The organism is Chlorogloeopsis sp. ULAP02, from assembly GCF_038404745.2.
In the GTDB taxonomy this organism is placed as follows: domain Bacteria; phylum Cyanobacteriota; class Cyanobacteriia; order Cyanobacteriales; family Nostocaceae; genus Chlorogloeopsis.
The window spans coordinates 254,683-275,283 of the sequence record NZ_JAYKTT020000001.1 but is presented as its reverse complement, the minus strand read 5'-3'; the positions used below and the strand labels follow the sequence as shown (position 1 = coordinate 275,283).

Sequence of the window (20,601 nt, the reverse complement as noted above, 5' to 3'; positions counted from 1 at the left end):
AAATGTGTGGTATAGCAGGAATTCTAACAACAGCGCCTTACCAAGATCGCTTGGATTCCTCAATCCAATTAATGCAAAATACTTTACAGCATAGAGGCCCAGACGACCAAGGGGTTTATATTGCTCCCAATCGTCAAGCTTTTTTTGCTCACACTCGTTTGTCCATCTTAGATCTAACTCCTGCGGGACATCAACCTATGTCTACGCAGGATAGTAGATATTGGATTACCTTCAATGGAGAAATTTACAACTTTCAGTATTTGCGATCGCAACTAGAGACTCAAGGTGAACAATTTTATTCTCGCAGTGATACTGAAGTTATTCTCAAGCTCTATCAACGCATGGGAGCAGATTGTGTCAAACAATTGCGAGGGATGTTTGCCTTTGCGATTTGGGACAATCAAGAAAATACCTGCTTTATTGCTCGCGATCCTTTGGGAATCAAACCACTATATTATTGGCATTCTGGCTCAACTTTAGTATTTGCCTCAGAAATTAGAGCTATTGTTGCTTCTGGACTACCTAGCATTTGCTTAAGTCCAGAAGGTTTATATGGCTATCTTACAGGTGGAAGTGTACCAGAGCCTTACACTTTGATTAAAGGTATTAACTGTTTAGAAGCTGGTCATTACTTATATTGGCAAGCAGGCAAAATCTCCAAACAGCAGTATTGGCAGATTAAATTTGCTGCCGAAGCCATTTCTTTACCAGAAGCAACAGAAAAAGTCCTTAAGGCTCTAAATGACTCAATTGAACATCACTTTGTCAGTGATGTTCCTGTAGGTATATTTCTCAGTGGTGGTATTGATTCAGCCTCCATAGTTGCCTTATCACGTCAAACTCAAAAAGGCAAATTAAGAACTTACTCAATAGCTTTTGAAGAAAACGAATGGAGTGAAGGAGAAGTTGCCCAAAAAGTTGCTGATTTATATAACACAGAGCATACAGAATACAAAATTACAGCTTCTTTGGGACGAGATTTATTACCTCAATTTTTATTAAGTATTGATCAACCCAGTATAGACGGTTTCAATACTTTTTGTGTTTCTCATGTAGCACACCAAGATCAGACAAAAGTAGTCTTATCTGGATTAGGAGGAGATGAACTGTTCGGTGGCTATAAAACATTTCAACAAGTACCAAAAATGGTTCATTGGGGACAGCAATTCCAGAAAATTAAATTCATCACTAGCATCTTAGGTAAAGAATTAGCATTTTGGGGAGGTTCGCCACAATTAAAACGTTTAGGAGACTTTTTGCAGCAAAAACCGACAACGGCATCAGCTTATAGTAGTTATAGAGGAATTTTCTCTCATAGCGAAGCTATTAAAATTCTTCAACATTACTTAAAAGATTCTTTGGCTTACTCCTCAATTCCTCCTGTAGATCATAAAAGCGATGTTTTCCAGAATATAGGCCTACCGACAAATCTTCCTTCTTTAGAAGATGAAGTAAGCTGGTTAGAACTAAGCTGCTATATGCGTAACCAGTTATTGCGAGATAGTGATGTTATGAGTATGGCGTGGGGATTAGAATTAAGAGTTCCTTTTGTTGATCAAGTTTTATTAGAAACAATCGCTGCTATTCCTAGCAATATACGCCTAGCACCAAAGAAACAGTTGTTAATTCAATCAATTCCTGAGTTACCAAATTGGTTAGTAAATCTTCCCAAGCGAGGATTCCTTTTTCCTTTTCAGAAATGGATAGACAAAGAATGGAAAGCGTATTTTCCGATTCATAAATTAGATAAAAAAATTAATCTTCAACTCTGGTACCGTCATTGGAGTTTGGCAATTCTAGATCACTGGTGGGAGCAAATTAATCAATAAAAATTTAAGATTTAATAACTTACAGCTACTTCCATAATTTTTCCTTTTCTTACCCAATCCCCAATACCTAATCACCAGTCCCCAGTTCTTTTTACGAGTATGAATGGATACAAATAACAACATGAAAATTCTTCATGTGATACCATCAGTTGCCTCTGTACGGGGTGGGCCTAGTCAAGCAATACTGCAAACTGTTAAAGCACTGCAAAGTTTAGGTGTTGATGCCGAAATTATCACAACAAATGATAATGGTGATGATGTATTAGATGTGCCTCTATCCAAGCTTGTAGAGTACAAACAAGTCCCGATTCAGTTTTTTCCGCGCTTTTCCCCTAAAATTAACTCTATCCGAGAATTCGCCTTTTCTAGCCAACTCACTGCATGGTTGTGGCAAAACGCTCACAAATATGACTTGCTGCACGTCCACGCTATTTTTTCCTATGCTTCTACAGCAGCAATGGCGATCGCTCGTCTGCAAAACATTCCCTATATTGTTCGCCCTTTAGGTCAACTTTGTGAATGGTCACTCCAACAAAGGGCCCGTAAAAAACAAATTTACCTCGATTTGATTGAAAGGGCTAACCTTAACCACAGTCGGGTGCTTCACCTCACCTCTAAACAAGAACAGCAAGAAGTTTCTCGCTTAAATCTTCGGGTTCCTAGCTTTGTCCTACCTCATGCACTCTCCATTCCTCCTGTTATCCCAGATGCTCGTTGTCGTCTCCGGCAACAACTCAACGTTCCTCCAGATGAAACTGTGATCCTATTTTTATCCCGCTTACATCCCAAAAAAGGGTTAGAGTATCTAATTCCAGCGTTAGGCAAACTTAAGCACCATCGTTTTACCTTCGTTTTAGCAGGTAATGGCTCTCCAGAATACACAAATGAACTTCAGTCTCTTGTGGATTCAATTGGCATTCGCGATCACACCAATTTTGCTGGATTTGTTGAAGGCGAGAGCAAAAATTTATTGATGCAAGGCTCAGATTTATTTGCTCTGACATCTCACTCTGAAAACTTTGGCCTGGCAGTTTTAGAAGCCTTAGCAGCAGGTCTTCCTGTGATCATTACTCCTGGTGTTGCACTCGCTTCTGTGGTTGAGCAACACAAACTTGGCTACGTCATCCCACAAAATATCTCAGCGATCGCGAATGCCCTTGATGATTGTCTCAACTCTCCTCAATTAGCTAAACAAATGGGCGATCGTGCTCGTCAAATAATTCATGATAAATACACTTGGAACCATATTGCCTCAAATCTTATAGAAATATATACAGCAATTATCGAAAGAAAAAATCTTCCTCACTTTGATTAATTTTATTTAAAACAATTAAAAAAATTATAATTAATATCCTGGTTAAATATTAGTTTATCTATATAACTCCGATTTGATTATTGAAAAAATCTAAAGTATTTGAGTATTTGTAGGATGTGTTAGGACGAAGTCCGTAACGCACCATCTCCAGGTCTTGGTGCGTTATGCTACGCTAACATAACCTTACGTATGTATTTAAAAATCAAATACTAGTCTTATATAAAAGTTTAGTTGGCAATAATAGATTATTTATCAAACTACTCAAAAAGGTTTACAAATCTCACCTTTAAATTTCCTAAAAAAACTCCCAATCTTTATAAATCACTGTTTTTTACTGATTTTCTGAATTGATTATGAAAATAGATTTACTATCGGTAATCATCTTAACTAAAAATGAAGAACTCAATCTCCCAACGTGTTTAGGTAGTTTACAAAAGCTAAATGCAAAAATTTTTATTGTCGATTCTGGTAGTACGGATCGAACAGTGGAAATAGCTCAAAAAGCTGGTTGTCAAGTGTTTAATCATCCTTTTGAGAACCAAGCAAAACAACTTAACTGGGCTATTGAGAACTTACCAATCACTACAAACTGGATTATGCGCCTTGATGCTGATGAACGGCTTACTCCTGAATTGGTTGAAGAGTTAGAATCAATCTTACCTAAGACATCAAACGGTATTACAGGATATCAAGTTAAACGCCGCGTGTTTTTTATGGGACGTTGGATGCGTCATGGTGGCTACTATCCTACCTGGCTATTACGAATTTGGCGTAATGGAACGGGTACTTGCGAACAGAGGTGGATGGATGAGCATATGATTCTTTCTAAAGGCAAAATTGCTAATCTTCAGCACGATATTATAGATGAAAATCAAAAAGGTTTAAGTTTTTGGACTGATAAACATAATCGCTATGCGGAACGAGAGGTGAAAGACATACTCAATATTAGTGTCGAACAAGATGATTTTCTTTTAAAAAAAGGTCAGTTTTCTCAAGCTAGTCAGCGAAGATGGGTGAAGAAAAACCTTTATGCACGCTCGCCTCTTTTTTTACGTGCTTTTCTCTACTTTCTTTTACGCTATATTGTTGGTTTAGGTTTTTTAGATGGTAAGGAAGGGTTAATTTTTCATGTTTTACAAGGTTTTTGGTATAGATTTCTAATAGATGCTAAAATATATGAATTACGAAAAAATTAAATTATTTATTAGTTTAAATTATACTAATTTTATACTTTTTGTACATAATTATATTAAATTTAAACTTTCAAGAGTAATTAAAAGGTTAAGAGGAAAATCTGTGTTTTACAAAAACTTATTTTCATAAATTCAGGTATTTTGTTTTTTATATGAATAAATTAATTTTAATAGAAACAAGAATATTTGCGGCAGTAGATAATATCCTGTATTGGAAACAGATTTATAAATTTTTCTATGTGATTCTAAGATATAGAATTGTTTTTAATCTGTAAAATAGGGCTGAAAATGATATTTTTTATTCAAAGCATATTAATTAATTTAAATAAATTTATCATATACGTACATAAGCTATTGAATTCTTCATACATATACGAGATTTTATATGAGAATATTAGAGGTTTACTCAAAAATCCTAGATGGTTGTTGATGCGTAAACTCGCTAGATTTAATTTGGTAAGAAATATCAATAATTATTTTTCAAAACACAAATTTAAAAATTCTAAAGAGCCAGTAAGTGATCAAAGTGATTCTTTATTTAAAGAGCTTGATATAGATGAAGTAGTTAAACAGCTAAAAGAAAATGGTTTTTACTTGGGTATAAACTTGCCTCAAGATATAGTCACAGAAATAATTGAATTTGCCTATTCTCATCCTTGCCATGGTAATAGAAAACCGTGGCTTGGATTCTATTATTATCAGAAGGAACAAATAAATATCAAGCTAGAAAAAAGATTTGCACTGGCTAGTTACTTTAATACATATTTGCATTGCCCTGCAATTCAAAAATTAAGAAATGATCCCATTTTATTAGCAATATCTACAAAATATTTGAATACACAGCCAGTGATTCAAGGAAATGAGCTGTGGTGGAGCTTTGCTGGTGAGATAAGCAATAGCGAAAAAAAGAGAGCGTTTCAAATGTTTCACTACGATATAGATGATTATAAATTTTTAAAATTTTTCTTTTATTTGACTGATGTAGATGAAACTAGTGGAGCTCATGTCTGTATTCGTGGAAGTCATAAGAAAAAGAAATTTACACATCTGTTATTTCATAAAAAGGAAACAGATCAAGATATTATAGACTACTATGGCAGAGAAAAATTAGTGATTATTTGCGGGAAAGCTGGATTTGGTTTTGTTGAAGATACATCATGTTTTCATAAAGGTACCACTCCCACTGCTCAAGACCGTTTAATACTGCAAATAGAATTTGCTACAGCTGACTATAATATGCAAAACGACCTAAAGTCGCCTTCTAGTTGCAAACTTTTAATATCTGAATAATAAAAATTTTTAACTATTACAATACGGGAACAAATTCAAAAATTATCCTGCTTGCCATACTATGCATTTAGACAATTATACTCTTGGCACCTATACGCCTGGCGCACCCTACTGGAAACAACTTTTGTGGTACTTTCTAGGATCATCTTTGCTACAAAGCCATATACTTGTATTTTCCGCCTTTAAGGTTTGGCTACTTCGCACTTTCGGGGCGCAAATTGGTAAAAATGTCCGTATTAAACCAGGAGTGCGGGTCAAGTTTCCCTGGCGGTTGACAGTCGGCGATCATGTATGGATTGGAGAAGATGCTTGGATTGATAACCTGGCTCCTGTCATTATTGAAAGTCATGTTTGCCTATCTCAAGGTGTCTATCTCTGCACTGGCAATCACGACTGGAGCCATCCCGATTTTAAACTAATTACTGCCCCAATCCACATTCAACAGAGTAGTTGGATTGCTAGCAAAGCTGTAATTGGCCCTGGAGTTATCGTCGGGCAGGGAGCAGTGCTAACCTTGGGTGGAGTCACTGGACGCTCTTTAGAACCAATGACAATTTATGCGGGTAATCCAGCTCAACCTATTAAGCAAAGAAAACTGTTTTAGGCAAATGTCAAGATTAATAATTATATTTTGTCGGCTTTGCGATCGCATCGGCATTAATTAAACATCAAGCTCTTAACAATTTAATATGCATCTAAACTTTAGTATCAAAACATTAAAAATTTATTTCTATAGTTTTAATAATTTAACTTTGCTTATAGGTTATTTATTAACTTACAATTATTAAAACCATACTAGTATAAGAATTTTAATCACTTATGTCACTAATATATTATATACTATCTTAATGCATTAAGGTTCAAATTAAAACTTAAATCAATTAATTTTTAATAATTGCTTATTTTATAGTTTTATAATTGTAAAGATATGGTGAACTCTCAAACAAGGGAATATAAAGTTAGTTTTTTATTCAACATTTATAGTAAATCTATTAGAAAGTCTGCTTTAATGTACTAAACACGATGATAAATAGCTTTAATAACTGGATAGTAGCAAATAAAAATCAAGTTTCTTCTGAAGTTTTAGGCGAGACTGTTATTCTTAATATAACCTCAGGAATTTACTACGGTTTAAATGAAACAGGTACTTTCATCTGGAATTTAATTCAAGAACCAAAAACTGTGGAGTACATTTTGGGTGTACTGTTGGATGAGTATGAAGCAGAGCCAGAAGAGTGCAAAAAAGACTTATTAGCATTAATAGAAGATTTAGCAGAGAAAGGAATGATAGAAATTAGAGATGAAGCAAGTATGCAAACTATTACGTCTTAATGATAGAGAACGTAATCTTTTAATTAATACATTTATTTTGTTAGGATTAGTCAGATTAGGATTATGTTTGCTGCCATTTCAAAAATTACAGCAACGACTAGCAATCATCAGTCAGCAAAGTCCTCAACGAGATCAAATCTCTCTCAACCAAATTATCTGGGCTGTTAATGCAAGTACTCGCTATATGCCTGGTGGTGCGAAGTGTCTAGCCCGTGCTTTGACTTGCCAGACACTGATGAATCGATACGGTTACTCACCGCAACTGCGTATAGGAGTCACCAAGAGTGAAAAAGGGAAACTAGAAGCTCATGCGTGGATTGAGAATCAAGGACAAATTGTCATTGGCAATCTTACAGATCTTTCACGGTTTACCCCACTGCCATCTTTATACAATTAGACAACTATGAGCGGCATTGTCGGTGTTTACTATCTTGATGGTCAATCAGTTGATCATCAAAGGCTTGGACAGATGGTAGATATTATTGCCCACAGGGGGCCAGATAATGCAGACATCTGGATTGATGGGTATGTTGGCTTGGGGCATCGAATGCTGTGGACAACACCCGAATCTCTTTTGGAGAAGTTGCCTCACCATACTGGTAATTTGACAATTACGGCAGATGCTCGAATTGATAATCGAGAGGAGCTGATCTGTGCATTAGAATTAAATGACTATCCGGCAGAGAAAGTCACTGATAGTCAACTGATATTAGCTGCTTACGAAAAATGGGGTGAGCAATGCCCAGAGCATTTATTGGGTGATTTTGCCTTTGCTATTTGGGATCGGCGAAAGCAAATATTATTCTGTGCCAGAGATCATTTTGGTGTAAAACCTTTCTATTACTATTCGTCTGCACAAGCTTTTGTTTTTGCCAGCGAGATTAAAGCTATCTTTTGCTTGCCAGATGTGCCACGCCAGATAAATGAAGTGAGGATTGGTGATTATCTGGTATCGATGTTTGAGGATACTACCATTACTTTTTACCAAGATATCCTCCGACTCCCTCCTGCTCATCGGATGATAGTAAGCTGTGAAGGAATGAAGTTAGAGTCATATTGGTCTTTAAATCCTAACTGTGAATTGCGTTTAGGTTCTGATGAGGAATATGCAGATAAGTTTCGTGAAATTTTTACCGAAGCTGTGCGATGCCGTATGCGTAGTGCTTACTCTCTCGGTACAATGCTCAGTGGTGGGCTAGACTCTTCCTCAATTACTTGCACAGCAAGGAAAATACTAGAAGAAGAAGGAGGATCTGTATTACCGACATTTTCAGCAATTTTTGACAAAGTGAGTGAGTGTGATGAACGTGCTTATATCAACCCTGTTCTTGCTCAAGGTGGCATGGAGCCACACTACGTTTGTGCGGATCAAATCAGTCCCCTCATAGATAGTCTCTTCAAGCATCTGGATGAACCTCTGTTTGCCTTCAACTTGTATTTAAACAGGAGTATTTACAAGGTTGCTCAACAGCAGGGGGTGCGCATAATTCTTGATGGATTTGATGGAGATAGTACTGTTTCACATGGCGTAAGCTATTTAAATGAATTGGCAATTAACAAACGATGGTTCAGCTTAATTCAACAGCTGAAAGGATTTGCTAAAAACTTCAATTATTCTTTCTGGCAGCTACTCTGGCAATATTTGTGGAAGTATGAATTTGAGCCAACAGTACGCAAATATAAGCTTTTGAGAATAGGACAACGAGTTTGGCAAGCATTGCAAAGGCGAGTAATGCGAACAACTGACTCTGGTAATCAACCTACATGGAGTACAATCCTTAACCCTGATTTTGTTGAACGCATTGGCTTAAAAGAACGGCGTAAATCTTTAAACAAACTTTTCTTAGACTCACAAGAGAACCAAAGAGCACAACACTACTACAGTTTGGCGAGGGGTGTTATGCCTTATACTTTAGAGGTATTAGACAAAGCTGCTACCGAGTTTGGCATTGAACTACGTTTTCCATTTTGGGATAAGCGGTTAGTGGAATTTTGCCTATCTGTTCCTGGTGAGCAAAAGATACACCAAGGCTGGACGCGGATGGTGATGCGTCGGGGAATGGCTGGGATTCTGCCTCAAGAAGTGCAATGGCGTGGTGGCAAATCTAATCTGACTCCTGGCTTTAACCATGGACTATTAACTTTTGAGCAAGAGCGCCTAAAAGAGGTTCTTGTCAAGAACTCTGAACTCATTAAGGAGTACACAAACACAATTAGTTTGCATGAGGCATATCACAGATTTATTTCTCAAGAATACGAAGAAGATGATTCTTTCAATCTCTGGAAAGCTTTGAACTTAGCTCTATGGCTGAAGTGTAGTGAATTTTCACCATCTGATGCCCCACAAGTACGCGACTAAAAGTAATCTAAGTGTTGCATATCAAATGGTTGTCTTGTTGGTTGATATTAATACATCCAACAACACAGCTATTTTGGTGGTCAACTCTATTTACAGAGAAACCTCTAGAAAGCTGTATTTTCGAGCCTTTATTAGGTTCACTTTAATAAACTAACAACAAGGGACAAATCCATGAACTTGCAAAAGAAAACCTACACCAAACCCGAAGTAACCGTTTATGGTGACATCGAAACTCTAACCCAACAAGGTGGAGCTAGCAGTACTGACGTTCCTCAGGGTACTTCTGTAGGTCCAAACGGAATTGGTGATGTTGCTAGCTAATCGTTAACAGCCACCGAAATAATTCAAAATAACTTTGTGTTTTTTTGCTTGAGCTCAGCAAGAAAACCGAAGTTATTTATGAACAAATTTTGATAATAATGATTGTCTGCTCAATTTCTCTTGAGCGTTTGACATCACTAGTCGAGGCTGAATTCTAAGTAATCAGCCTTTACTTAACTAAAGTGTTCAGTAAAGAATAAAAAATATGTATTCCTACAGAGCTTATGGTTTAGTTGTCTACTCCCCATTCCCACTGCCAGAGTTAATCACCTCTTGTGAAGTAGATGCAGATGTGATTATCCAATTGCAAAAACTAGAGCATTCTCCCTTAAAAACTAATTCTGCTGCACATTGTTTCCAGTTAACTTCTGAGGGTATGTACTTATATTGGCAAGGAGTGGGAACTTTTCTGATCCAAGATGGAAAAAGAATTATTATCGACCCAGTTCCAGAGGCTGATGAGGACAGACTACGCTTATTTATATTGGGGGCAGCTATAGGTGTGCTGCTACATCAACGAGGATACTTGGTACTGCATGCAAGTGCTGTGACCATACATGATAATGGTGTTGCCTTCATCGGAGATAAAGGATGGGGTAAATCTACGATGGTTGCTGCTCTCCACGCACGGGGACATAGTCTAATTGGTGATGACGTTATCGCTGTAGACTTGAACAATAGCAACCAAGTATTGGTGATACCAGCTTTTCCACAACTGAAACTTTGGCCAGATGCAGTTGCTGGTTTGGGAGGTAATCCTGAAGAATTGCCACGACTAGTTTCTCACTTAGAAAAACGCGATCGCAGAATTACTCACGGTTTTACAGAAAAAACTATTCCACTCCAGCAAATTTATGTTCTAGGTATAGATGCGAATGTAGAAATTCAACCTCTCCAGCCCCAGAAAATTTTAACATATTTATTCCGCAACTCTTACATAACGAGATTTGGGAATGAACTGCTGCAACCTAATGGAGCGTCTCACTTCCTTAAACTTACCAAACTTGCCAACTTAGTTTCTATATCTCGCCTTTTACGACCTAGCTCTCTGCAACTTTTACCTAACGTTTGCCAGTTAGTAGAACAACATCTTGAACGTCAAATTAGTACAGCTAATTTTGTTTAAAATTAATTATCTAATTTTTTAATTAGAGATAATTTATCAATTCATGAATACTGAACCTAACTTTTCTCAACTTGTTTATCCATATAAAATTACAGATTTTTTTCAATCCTATTGGGAGAAAAAGTATCTTTATATTAATCGTAACAATAACTCCTTTTATAACAATATTTTAGATAATAACGATATTGATAATTTTTTGCAAAATCAAAAATTACAAGCAGAATGTGATAATTTTTTCTTAGTCAAGGATGGTAATAGTTTAGATTTCAAGAATTGGTCTAAACAAGAATCCAAATCTCATCAATATATTGTTGACAATAATAAGCTATTTGAATTTTTACATCAAGGCTTTACACTAGTTATCAACGGTGTACATAAATCAATTCCTAAACTTATAAATTTTTGTAATCTACTAGAAAGCGAACTCAAGTTTAGAATCAGAGCCAATATTTATATAACACCTCCTACAGCACAAGGATTATTGCCACATTATGACGAGCATGATGTTTGTATTTTACAAATACATGGTACTAAAATTTGGAATTTATATCACTCACCAATACAACTACCTTCTCAACAAAAAGACCAGGGTATAGGACTACACTCATTAGAAAAACCGGAGTTTGAAGTTGAATTAAAGCCGGGAGATTTACTATATATTCCCAGGGGTCTCATTCATCAAGCTTTCACAACAGATACAAATTCTATACATATTGCATTGGGGTTATATCCCACCTATTGGTTTGAACTACTACAAGACTTAGTTGAACTCGCTAAGGAGAACCCGGCTTTTAGAAGAGCCATTCCTAACGAATTCATGAATGATGATCAGAAAAGCTTTTTTAAAGAAAATTTTCGCCAAATCTGCCAAGATTTAGTTACTAATTTAGATGTAGATACTTTACTTGAAACAAAATCTCACCAGTTTATTGTCAACAAACGTTCCCAAGATGAAAGCAGATTTAAGGACTGGTTACTCATTAGTCAAATTAATTTAAACTCTATTCTATCACGAAGAAAAAGTATTCTTTTTTCAATAGATAAGGATAAAAGCAATATATATATAAATTTTTACAACAAAACTTTAACTTTTCCTATTTTTTTTGCTCCTTCATTAAGTACTATATTATATAGCGATCGCTTTGCTGTGAAAGATATTGGTGGCTTAATAAATAATGAAGGCAAAATTAAGTTAGTTACTAAATTTATCCAAGAAGGATTTTTGAAAATTGAAAGTATTAACGCTGACGATTAGTTAGATTTTAACTAGATTTATATTAGGTCATTTATAAAATATTTTAAACTTACTAAAAATTCTTTAAAAATTATAAATATGCAAGCAGGCAAAATCATTAAACAAAAACTCCAGCAAACTTTACGTCTTGTGCCTGCATTACGCTTAGTTTGGCAAAGTAGTCCTGGTTGGACGAGCGCTCGTGTAGTGCTGCTAGTTATCCAAGGAATACTGCCCGTAGTATCAATTTATATTACCAAATTGATCATAGATACAGTAGCTGTTAACCTCTCTAATGCTGATAAAACTGCTGCTTTTCATCGTGCAATACTTTTAATTGCTATAGCTGGTGCAGTAACTCTTGTAACTGCTCTTTGCAGTTCTTTAACGGAACTAGTCACTACTGCTCATTCTCAGCGAGTGACTGACCATATGCAGGGCATTATTAATGCTAAATCTATTGCAGCCGATCTAGAGTATTACGAGAATGCTAAATACTACGATGCCCTACAACGTGCTCAACAAGAAGCTCCTCACCGACCTCCCCAAATCTTAAATCGTTTGGCACAAGTTGCTCAAAATAGTGTTTCTTTACTGGCAATGATTGGCTTGTTGCTATCATTGCATTGGGGAATTATCGGTATTTTATTTGTTGCTGCTCTTCCCGCTATGTTAGTGCGGATAAAATTCAGTCGAGTCATGTATGATTGGCAGCGAAAATGGACTCCACCGCATCGAAAAGCGATGTATTTAAGTTGGATGCTGACATCAGATCAGTTTGCCAAAGAAATTCGTTTGTTTGATTTAGGTAACTTTTTTAGTCAATGGTACCTCCGTATCCGACGGCAGATATATAGGGAAAGCTTAAAAATTTTTACTAAACGCTCTCTGGCTAATTTTGCAGCAGAAGCTATTGCTGGAGTTTTAATATTTGTTATCTATGCTTTCATTGTTTATCAAGCTATCTACGGCATTTTGCGTTTGGGGGATCTGGTTCTCTATCATCAAGCATTACAGCGCGGACAGAATGATATTAAAGGTTTATTGAGTAGTTTATCTGCTCTGTATGAGGACAATTTATTTCTTGCTAACCTCTACGAATTCCTTGACTTGAAACCCAAGCTAGTCGATCCTTTATATCCGGTAACGATTCCGCGACCGATGCAAAGTGGAATTGTATTTAATAATGTTAGTTTTCAATACACTACCACTACCCGTCAGGCACTTCGAGATATCAATCTTACTATTCGACCAGGGGAAGTAGTAGCATTAGTTGGAGAAAACGGCTCCGGGAAAACAACTTTAATTAAGCTTTTATGTCGATTGTACGATCCCACAGCAGGCAACATTACTATCGATGGGATTGATCTACGGGAATTTAAAACCGCCGAATTACGGCGCGAAATCAGCGTAATTTTTCAGGACTATGCCAAATACCACCTGACAGCACAGGAAAATATTTGGTTAGCCAACATAGAACTGCCACCTCATCAGGAAAGTATAATTGCTGCTGCTCGCCGTTCTGGTGCTGATGATGTCATCACAAAATTACCTCAAGGTTATGACACTATTTTGGGTAAGTTATTTGAACAAGGAGAAGAACTCAGTATCGGACAGTGGCAGAAAATTGCACTAGCGCGGGCATTTTTGCGGGATTCCCAGGTAATTGTCCTTGATGAGCCTACTAGCGCAATGGATCCTAAAGCTGAGTATGAAGTGTTTGAAAAGTTCCGCCAACTGATCAAAAATCAAGCTGCCATTCTCATCAGTCATCGCTTATCCACTGTTAAAATGGCCGATCGCATCTATGTAATGGCAAATGGCTCCATTTTAGAAAGTGGTACTCACGAGGAGTTAATGCAGCTAGAGGGTACCTACGCCCATTTATTTGAAACCCAAGCTCAAAATTATAGGTAGCAGTTTGATGATTGTCATACCCAAAATATCTACTCAACAGCTACCACAATCTACTGGTAAAGAAGTAGAGTTGCTGTTATGCTGTGCCAGAACTCACATTACTCCCACAACAGCGGCACGCATTCAAAAGCTGCTGCTAGAAGATATTGACTGGGAGTATTTAATGCAAATAGCACAAAGGCATAGAGTTATGCCGCTTTTGTATCACAGCCTCCAAAGTATTTCTCCAGAATCTATTCCCCCTACCAAGTTAAATCAGCTCCGTCAGGATTTTCAAGCAAATCTTTTTCGTAGCATTTTTATTACTCAAAATTTATTGAAGTTTTTAAGCTTATTTGAAAGCAATCAAATTCCTGCGCTTCCATTCAAAGGATCTATTCTAGGGGCTTCAGCCTATGGTAACTTTTCCCTGCGCCAAACACGAGATCTGGATATCCTCGTTCCCAAACATCACTATCAAAAAGCTGTAGATTTACTGATTGCCGCTGGAGGTGAAATCTGTCTTGACTTGCCCTCAGAGTGCCATTTTCTACTTTGCGATCGCACGCTTTGTATTGACCTTCATTGTGAAATCGTACCAAAGGATTACTCACGTTCTATTAGTGACAATTACTGGTGGCAAAACTTGGAGCATTTTGAGCTATCCGGAGAAAAGGTGCTTAATTTATCACCAGAAGCCTGTTTTTTCATGCTCTGCCTCCAAGGGACTAAAGACTGTTGGCATATGTTACATCGGATTTGCGATGTTGCGGAAGTAATTCGCACCTATCCAGAAATGGACTGGATGCAGATTATGGATCAAGCGAACAGATGCGGATGCAAACGGATACTATCTGTCACACTTTTGTTAACCAAAAATCTACTAGAAGCGTCTCTTCCAGAAGAAGTCTTAAAAGAAGTAGAGTCTGATCCAGCAGTTAAGTTAGTAGTCGAGCAGGTGAGCAAACAACTTTTTTGTGAGACTACTGAAGAGAAAATTGAAGGGGTGCCAAAAGATTTATTTCACATGAGTACAAGAGAACGTTTCAAGGACAGATTGCAAATCTTGGTTAGTTTGTTGAATACTCATGGCTGGTTTACACCCACAGAACACGATTTAGAATTTCTTCGTTTACCTAAATTTCTCTATTTTCTATATTATCTAACTCGCCCAATTCGTTTAATAGCAAGATACAGATTATCTTTGTTACAGTACTTAAGAATAAAAAAATAGTATTTATTTACTAAATTTTTCTTGCAAACAACGATTACAAGAACGTGCTGAATGCCTAGCAGCAAAACTGTGAGAATTGGGTATCAATCCTGATGAGTTCTCAAAAGGCGATCGCCTTGCTTCTATCTGCGGCTTCCACGGATTTGTTAGACTGATCACACCAGGATATTTCAGTCAAAGTTTCCGGAAACGCCAGCACCAAGAGGCCACTCATGCTCAAAAATACCCTACTTCTGTCCAAACAACTCCCCACCTTGCAATACTCTTCCACTCCAGAAAGATTTGATGAAACCTGGGAAGCTCCTTTGGCAACCCTTTTAGGATTAGGGCGTGCCGCTGGCGCTGACTTCATCGAATTTTTTTTAGAGCGTGTCAATTACATTAGCTGCCTTGCAGAAGAAGACACAATCACCAGTATTACACCGCGTCTTTCCACTGGTGCAGGAGTAAGAGTATTTAAAGGACACGGCGACTGCTATGTTAGTACAAATGACCTTTCGTTTGCTGGTTTGAAAGCAGCCCTAGAAAAAGGTCTTTCTATTCTGGGTTTACAGCTACCTGCACCAAACGCTTTTATTCCAGAAATTAACTTGGAATTGCTCAGAGATTATGCTGCCAAAAGAGGCAAAGATAGCTGGTTACCTCTGTGTAGCTCTATCCGCGAAATGGGAGAAATTCTCCTTGAAAGTACTGCCCAATTACAGCAAAAAGCCAACCACATCCAATCACGTCGTGGTACCTATTTCCGTGACTGGCAAGAAGTTTTAGTCGCCGCTAGTGATGGTACTTTTGCCCGTGACATTCGCCTTACCCAGTCAGTAGGATTAAGCTTGCTGTGCGCTGACGGTAGCGATCGCGCTTCTATGGGTGAACGGGGTGGTAACACTAGCGATCCAAATTTCCTAAAAACTTGGGATTACCAAGAAGCAGCGGAGCAACTTGCCGAATCAACAGGTAAAATGCTCTACGCAGATTATGTGGAATCAGGCACTTACCCGATCATCATGGCAAATCACTTTGGTGGAGTAATTTTCCACGAAGCCTGCGGACACTTGCTGGAAACCACACAAATTGAACGCAAAACTACTCCTTTTGCTGACAAAAAAGGTGAAAAAATTGCTCACGAAAGCCTAACTGCTTGGGATGAAGGACGGACAGAAAATGCCTTCGGTACAATTGATATGGACGACGAAGGTATGCCTGCCCAGAGAACTTTGTTGATTGAAAAAGGCGTTCTCAAGAACTTTTTGGCAGATAGAGCTGGTTCTTGGCGCACCGGACACCCCAGAACCGGTAGTGGGCGGCGTCAGAGTTTTACATTTGCGGCTGCAAGCCGGATGCGTAACACTTACATTGCTCCTGGAGAATACACAATAGAAGATTTATTTGCCTCTGTGGATAAAGGTATTTATTGCAAAAAAATGGGGGGCGGTAGTGTTGGCGCTACTGGACAATTTAATTTTGGTGTAGACGAAGCTTATTTGATTGAAAACGGTAAAATTACCAAACCACTCAAAGGGGCAATTCTCATCGGTGAAGCCAAGGAAATAATGAATAAAATTTCCATGTGCTCTCAAGATTTATCTTTAGCGCCAGGTTTCTGTGGCTCTATTAGTGGCAGTATTTACACCACTGTAGGACAACCACATATCAAAGTTGATTCGATTACTGTTGGTGGACGCTAAATAATTTGGATTTTAGATTTTTATGCCGAATATTAACGAAATTGCGAATTATGCCAAGGATAGTGCTAATAAACTTGGCATTAAAAAATTCGATATCTATGGATCAATAGTAGATTCAACAAGTGTCCAAGTAGATCAAGGTGAACCTAAGCAAGTTAAATCCTCAAATCTTTCTGGTGTTACCGTACGTGTTTGGAATGAAGATCGGACAATGGGTGTCACCAGTACGACAGATGTAGACCCTAGAGGACTAAAATTAGCTTTAGAGACTGCCTACGAAGCTAGTTTCTTTGGTGTGAAAGAAAATGTACCAGATTTTAGCCCAGAAGCAACTATCCCTATTACTTATCAATCGGATCAAAAATATCCACAGGCTCCTGTTGCTCAACTCATAGAGAATTTGCTGGCAGCGGAGAAAGAAATACTTTCAATTCATCCGGCTATCAAAGGAGTGCCTTACAACAACTTGGCGCAAAGAGATATTGATAGGTTCTATCTCAACAGTGAGGGTGCGATGAGAATTGAGTCTCACTCTTTAGCATCAATTTATCTTTACAGCAAAACAGAAGACGAAGGGAAAAAACCTCGTAGTGCTGGCGCTTTTAGAATTAATCACAGTTTAGACTCTCTGGATATAAATGGTTGCATTCAAGAAACTGCTGAGAAAACTATTAGTCACTTAAATTATGAAAAAATCAAGTCTGGTAAATATACAGTTGTTTTCTCACCAGATGCTTTCTTAAGTCTATTGGGTGCTTTTTCAAACTTGTTCAATGCTCAAAATATTTTGGATAAACAAAGCCTATCTACCCCTGATGATTTAGGAAAGCAAATCGCTTCTCCTCTACTTTCAGTGTGCGATGATGCATTGCATTCAGCTAATGTGGGTGCAGAAACTTTTGATGGAGAAGGAACTCCCACTCGTCGAGTATCGCTCATTGAAAGTGGTATTTTAACAGGCTTTCTCCATAGTGCAGGCACTGCGAAAAGACTGAATGCTCAACCAACTGGAAATGCTAATATAGGTGCAAAAGTCACCGTCAGCCCAAATTTTTATCATGTTTTTGCAAGCACACCTGCTGAACAAGAACTAAGTCTGGAAACAGCTGAAAATGTAGTTTTTATCGATGATTTACAGGCTCTCCATGCTGGAGTGAAATCCTTACAAGGTTCTTTTTCTTTGCCCTTTGATGGTTGGATTATCAACAAAGGTGTTAAGACAAGTATTGAGTCAGCAACAGTTGCCGGTGATTTCCTACAACTTTTAAAGTCAATTATTTTGGTGGATAAAGAAGCTGAGTTAACTCCTGCTGGAGTATGTCCAAAAATCTGGGTTAATGAACTGTCGATTACTGGAGAGTAAAATTTAATAATTGGGAGCTAGGAGTTAGGAAATGTCACATTTAGTTTGTAATTCCTAACTCTTAGTCTGTTAATTTAATTCTCCTCCTTAACATCAAGAGTAAATATTAAAACTATTGCCATAATTTAAATTAGTACCAACTATACAGTATAATTTACTGTCTCTAATTGAACTTTTTATTCAACTATCTGTGTAATAAGTTACCGCTTCACTGTAATTCCGTTAGTAACATTTTCAACTCCAACCCGTAGCAATATCAAATCAGTGACGTCTGAGGGTATGGATTCTTTAGGGTCAGCAAGTTTGTCTTGACGCAATTGGGAAAGCATAGACCGCATCCATTCGGCATTAATAGTACCTGTATTTGACATATGTCGAACGCTTCCAGTACCAGAGTTTGGACCAACATTATTATTCAACGTTACTATCCGACCAGCGGTTGAGCTATTCGAGAAACTAGCAACAATATTGTCTTGTGCGCGCAATGCAGATCCAAATAGTAGAAAGTTAGTGTTGGTATTATTGCCTTGTATAGATACGGTACCACCCATAAAGTGAATGTTTCCTAGCGTTACTTTCCCTGAAAATTCATCTACTATGATGGTTGGGGAGCTTCCAGCAGCACTCCCGTAAAACTGTTGCTTCATATTATCTAAAGTTATTGTTCCTGACCCAGTGAGGTGTAGCATAGGAGATCTATTGGAACCGTTCTCGTACCAAGAGTCCTGAATCATCAGACGCCCACCATTGTCTACATGAAAACTTGGTCCTTCTTTAAATGCACCACTAGAACCCCCAAACAAATTTACTCGTGCAGTAGTCGATTCACCGTCTGCAGTTAGAGCACCACCAATCACTGTTACTCCTTTTAAAATACCAAAGAAACGGTGATTGATACCGTTAATTACCGTATAATCAAGCCCATCAACTGTCATGGCTGTACCAGTAGTGGTAAGCATATTCGTTATGGTCTGGTCAAGAAGGATATGTCCCTGTTGTTGATCAACTCCTTCAACTACAATCCCATCGGCACTACGGTTACCAAGAATGTCAATATCTTGGATAAGTGCTTTGCTTGGCCCTTTTACACGCAACACCGGACCAGAACCAGATGAATTCCAAACTATACGGGAGCAGCCCTTAAAGCATAAATATCCCATATCTCCTACGATTCGCACATCGCTTTCTGCTGGAATTGTAATAGTGGTATTGGTAGAGTAGTCACCAGCGGGTAGATGTACCACAGAACGTTGACCAGCATAGATAGAGGAGGCTTTTTTGACTGCGGTCTGAATTGCTGCTCCAGTCTTTTGAGTAACTTCAATTACTGGAGCTGTTGATCGCTCTGGAGTGTCTGGTAATTTTGGTACCTCAACATTAATCGTGTTTCGATTTACTACTTTGTTATCTTGCGAGTAAAAACGATTATAGTCTCGGTCAATATCAATCGGATTAGAAACTGTAAAATTATTGCCTATAGCGATTAGGTTTCCTGGCGATCCTGCTCCCATAACTACTGCTGGAGTCGTCACACCCGCAGAACTACGAATAATATTGTCCAACAGAGTAACTGGACCAGCATTTTTAAGGCTTACTGGAACGTCAGTGGTATCCAAAATAGTATTGCCTTGTAGTATGGCGTTTAGTCCGTCTCCTGTCGGACCATGAGTTGAATAAAAACGTTTAGATGCTGTTGAATAATTATTCCGAAGTCCGATAAAAGAATTATTTTGCGCGTACACATCAGCCTCGGTGGAGCGACGAAAAACCGAATTTGTGACGTGAAAAACTCCAATTAAACCGGCAACACCGTAATTATTATCTTCAAACAGAGAACTGCGAATCCACCAGTCAACCGTGTTCCAATCTTGCAATACTATGCCTGCATAGGAGTGACGTAAGAATTTGCATCGCATAATTGCCACTTCTGCTGCCGTGTCTTGGTGTCCTGCTACATTGGGGTCTTCACCACCTTGGATACCTACCTCTAAATCTTTAAAGACATTATCAGAGATATCAAAAGTTGTCGGGAAATGCTCGCCTGTAGCATAGCCACCCCAACGAATCCAAAGTCCTTTACCCGCTTTACCTGCTCCATCAAAAGTAAGGCGACTAAGCCGACTGTAGGCAACATTCTCAAATAGGAGCATTACTCCTTGATTTGTTCCACCCCAACGCAGCGTCACACTTTCTGGAGATTCTCCGATAATTGCAACATTGCGTACCTTGTAGAGTCTCAGTTGTTTAGTAATACGATAAGTACCTGCCGGAAGATACAATACACTTCCCTTTCCTTTATCTGTCTGCCCTAAATCGTCAAGTGCTTGCTGTAATGCGGCAGTGTCATCGGTAGTGCCATCACCTTTGGCTCCATATGCAGTCTTCACATTAGTCCAACTTGAAAACGGGCCATAAAACAAAGGC

General features: G+C 38.1%; 16 protein-coding genes. 15 read left to right on the top strand and 1 reads right to left on the bottom strand.

The window, feature by feature from the left end; all coding sequences use genetic code 11:
• The first annotated feature begins 2 nt into the window (after window positions 1-2).
• From asnB to U2718_RS01050, 15 genes are all read left to right on the top strand, one after another.
• Window positions 3-1,829 carry an asparagine synthase (glutamine-hydrolyzing) gene (asnB, locus tag U2718_RS01120; protein ID WP_341999449.1) on the top strand — a complete coding sequence of 609 codons (1,827 nt, stop codon included), beginning with the start codon at window positions 3-5 and terminating at the stop codon, window positions 1,827-1,829.
• Between the two features lie 121 nt (window positions 1,830-1,950).
• Window positions 1,951-3,144, top strand: coding sequence for a glycosyltransferase (locus tag U2718_RS01115; protein ID WP_341999835.1), 1,194 nt, complete (start codon window positions 1,951-1,953; stop codon window positions 3,142-3,144).
• A 353-nt stretch (window positions 3,145-3,497) separates the two neighbouring features.
• Window positions 3,498-4,340: a glycosyltransferase family 2 protein gene (locus tag U2718_RS01110; RefSeq protein ID WP_341999448.1), complete on the top strand. Its 843-nt coding sequence runs from the start codon at window positions 3,498-3,500 to the stop codon at window positions 4,338-4,340.
• A gap of 426 nt (window positions 4,341-4,766) precedes the next feature.
• Window positions 4,767-5,627: a phytanoyl-CoA dioxygenase family protein gene (locus tag U2718_RS01105; RefSeq protein ID WP_341999447.1), complete on the top strand. Its 861-nt coding sequence runs from the start codon at window positions 4,767-4,769 to the stop codon at window positions 5,625-5,627.
• A gap of 61 nt (window positions 5,628-5,688) precedes the next feature.
• Window positions 5,689-6,231 carry a WcaF family extracellular polysaccharide biosynthesis acetyltransferase gene (locus U2718_RS01100; protein WP_341999445.1) on the top strand — a complete coding sequence of 181 codons (543 nt, stop codon included), beginning with the start codon at window positions 5,689-5,691 and terminating at the stop codon, window positions 6,229-6,231.
• A gap of 419 nt (window positions 6,232-6,650) precedes the next feature.
• Window positions 6,651-6,959 (top strand): PqqD family protein, encoded by a 309-nt coding sequence (locus tag U2718_RS01095; protein WP_341999443.1) that lies wholly within the window; start codon window positions 6,651-6,653, stop codon window positions 6,957-6,959.
• Entirely contained in the window at window positions 6,928-7,356 is a 429-nt protein-coding gene (locus tag U2718_RS01090; RefSeq protein ID WP_341999442.1) for a lasso peptide biosynthesis B2 protein, read from the top strand. The genes U2718_RS01095 and U2718_RS01090 overlap by 32 nt, the downstream gene beginning before the upstream one ends.
• Window positions 7,357-7,362: 6 nt before the next feature.
• Entirely contained in the window at window positions 7,363-9,318 is a 1,956-nt protein-coding gene (locus U2718_RS01085; protein WP_341999441.1) for a lasso peptide isopeptide bond-forming cyclase, read from the top strand.
• Window positions 9,319-9,489: 171 nt separating this feature from the next.
• Window positions 9,490-9,639 carry a hypothetical protein gene (locus U2718_RS01080; protein WP_276745770.1) on the top strand — a complete coding sequence of 50 codons (150 nt, stop codon included), beginning with the start codon at window positions 9,490-9,492 and terminating at the stop codon, window positions 9,637-9,639.
• Between the two features lie 205 nt (window positions 9,640-9,844).
• Complete coding sequence (locus U2718_RS01075) at window positions 9,845-10,765, top strand: serine kinase (protein WP_341999437.1); 921 nt, start codon at window positions 9,845-9,847, stop codon at window positions 10,763-10,765.
• Between the two features lie 43 nt (window positions 10,766-10,808).
• Window positions 10,809-12,020, top strand: a complete 1,212-nt coding sequence (locus U2718_RS01070; RefSeq protein ID WP_341999435.1) for a cupin domain-containing protein — start codon at window positions 10,809-10,811, stop codon at window positions 12,018-12,020.
• Between the two features lie 78 nt (window positions 12,021-12,098).
• A complete protein-coding gene (locus U2718_RS01065; RefSeq protein WP_341999433.1) occupies window positions 12,099-13,916 on the top strand; it encodes an ABC transporter ATP-binding protein in 1,818 nt (605 codons plus the stop codon).
• Window positions 13,917-13,923: 7 nt separating this feature from the next.
• On the top strand, window positions 13,924-15,129 hold the full coding sequence (locus U2718_RS01060; RefSeq protein WP_341999431.1) for a nucleotidyltransferase family protein: 1,206 nt from the start codon (window positions 13,924-13,926) through the stop codon (window positions 15,127-15,129).
• A gap of 212 nt (window positions 15,130-15,341) precedes the next feature.
• A complete protein-coding gene (locus U2718_RS01055; protein WP_341999429.1) occupies window positions 15,342-16,814 on the top strand; it encodes a TldD/PmbA family protein in 1,473 nt (490 codons plus the stop codon).
• Between the two features lie 22 nt (window positions 16,815-16,836).
• Window positions 16,837-18,177, top strand: coding sequence for a TldD/PmbA family protein (locus tag U2718_RS01050; RefSeq protein ID WP_341999427.1), 1,341 nt, complete (start codon window positions 16,837-16,839; stop codon window positions 18,175-18,177).
• 200 nt (window positions 18,178-18,377) lie between these two features.
• Here U2718_RS01050 and U2718_RS01045 read toward each other — a convergent pair whose 3' ends face one another.
• Entirely contained in the window at window positions 18,378-20,564 is a 2,187-nt protein-coding gene (locus tag U2718_RS01045; RefSeq protein WP_341999425.1) for a glycosyl hydrolase family 28-related protein, read from the bottom strand.
• Between the last annotated feature and the right edge of the window lie 37 nt (window positions 20,565-20,601).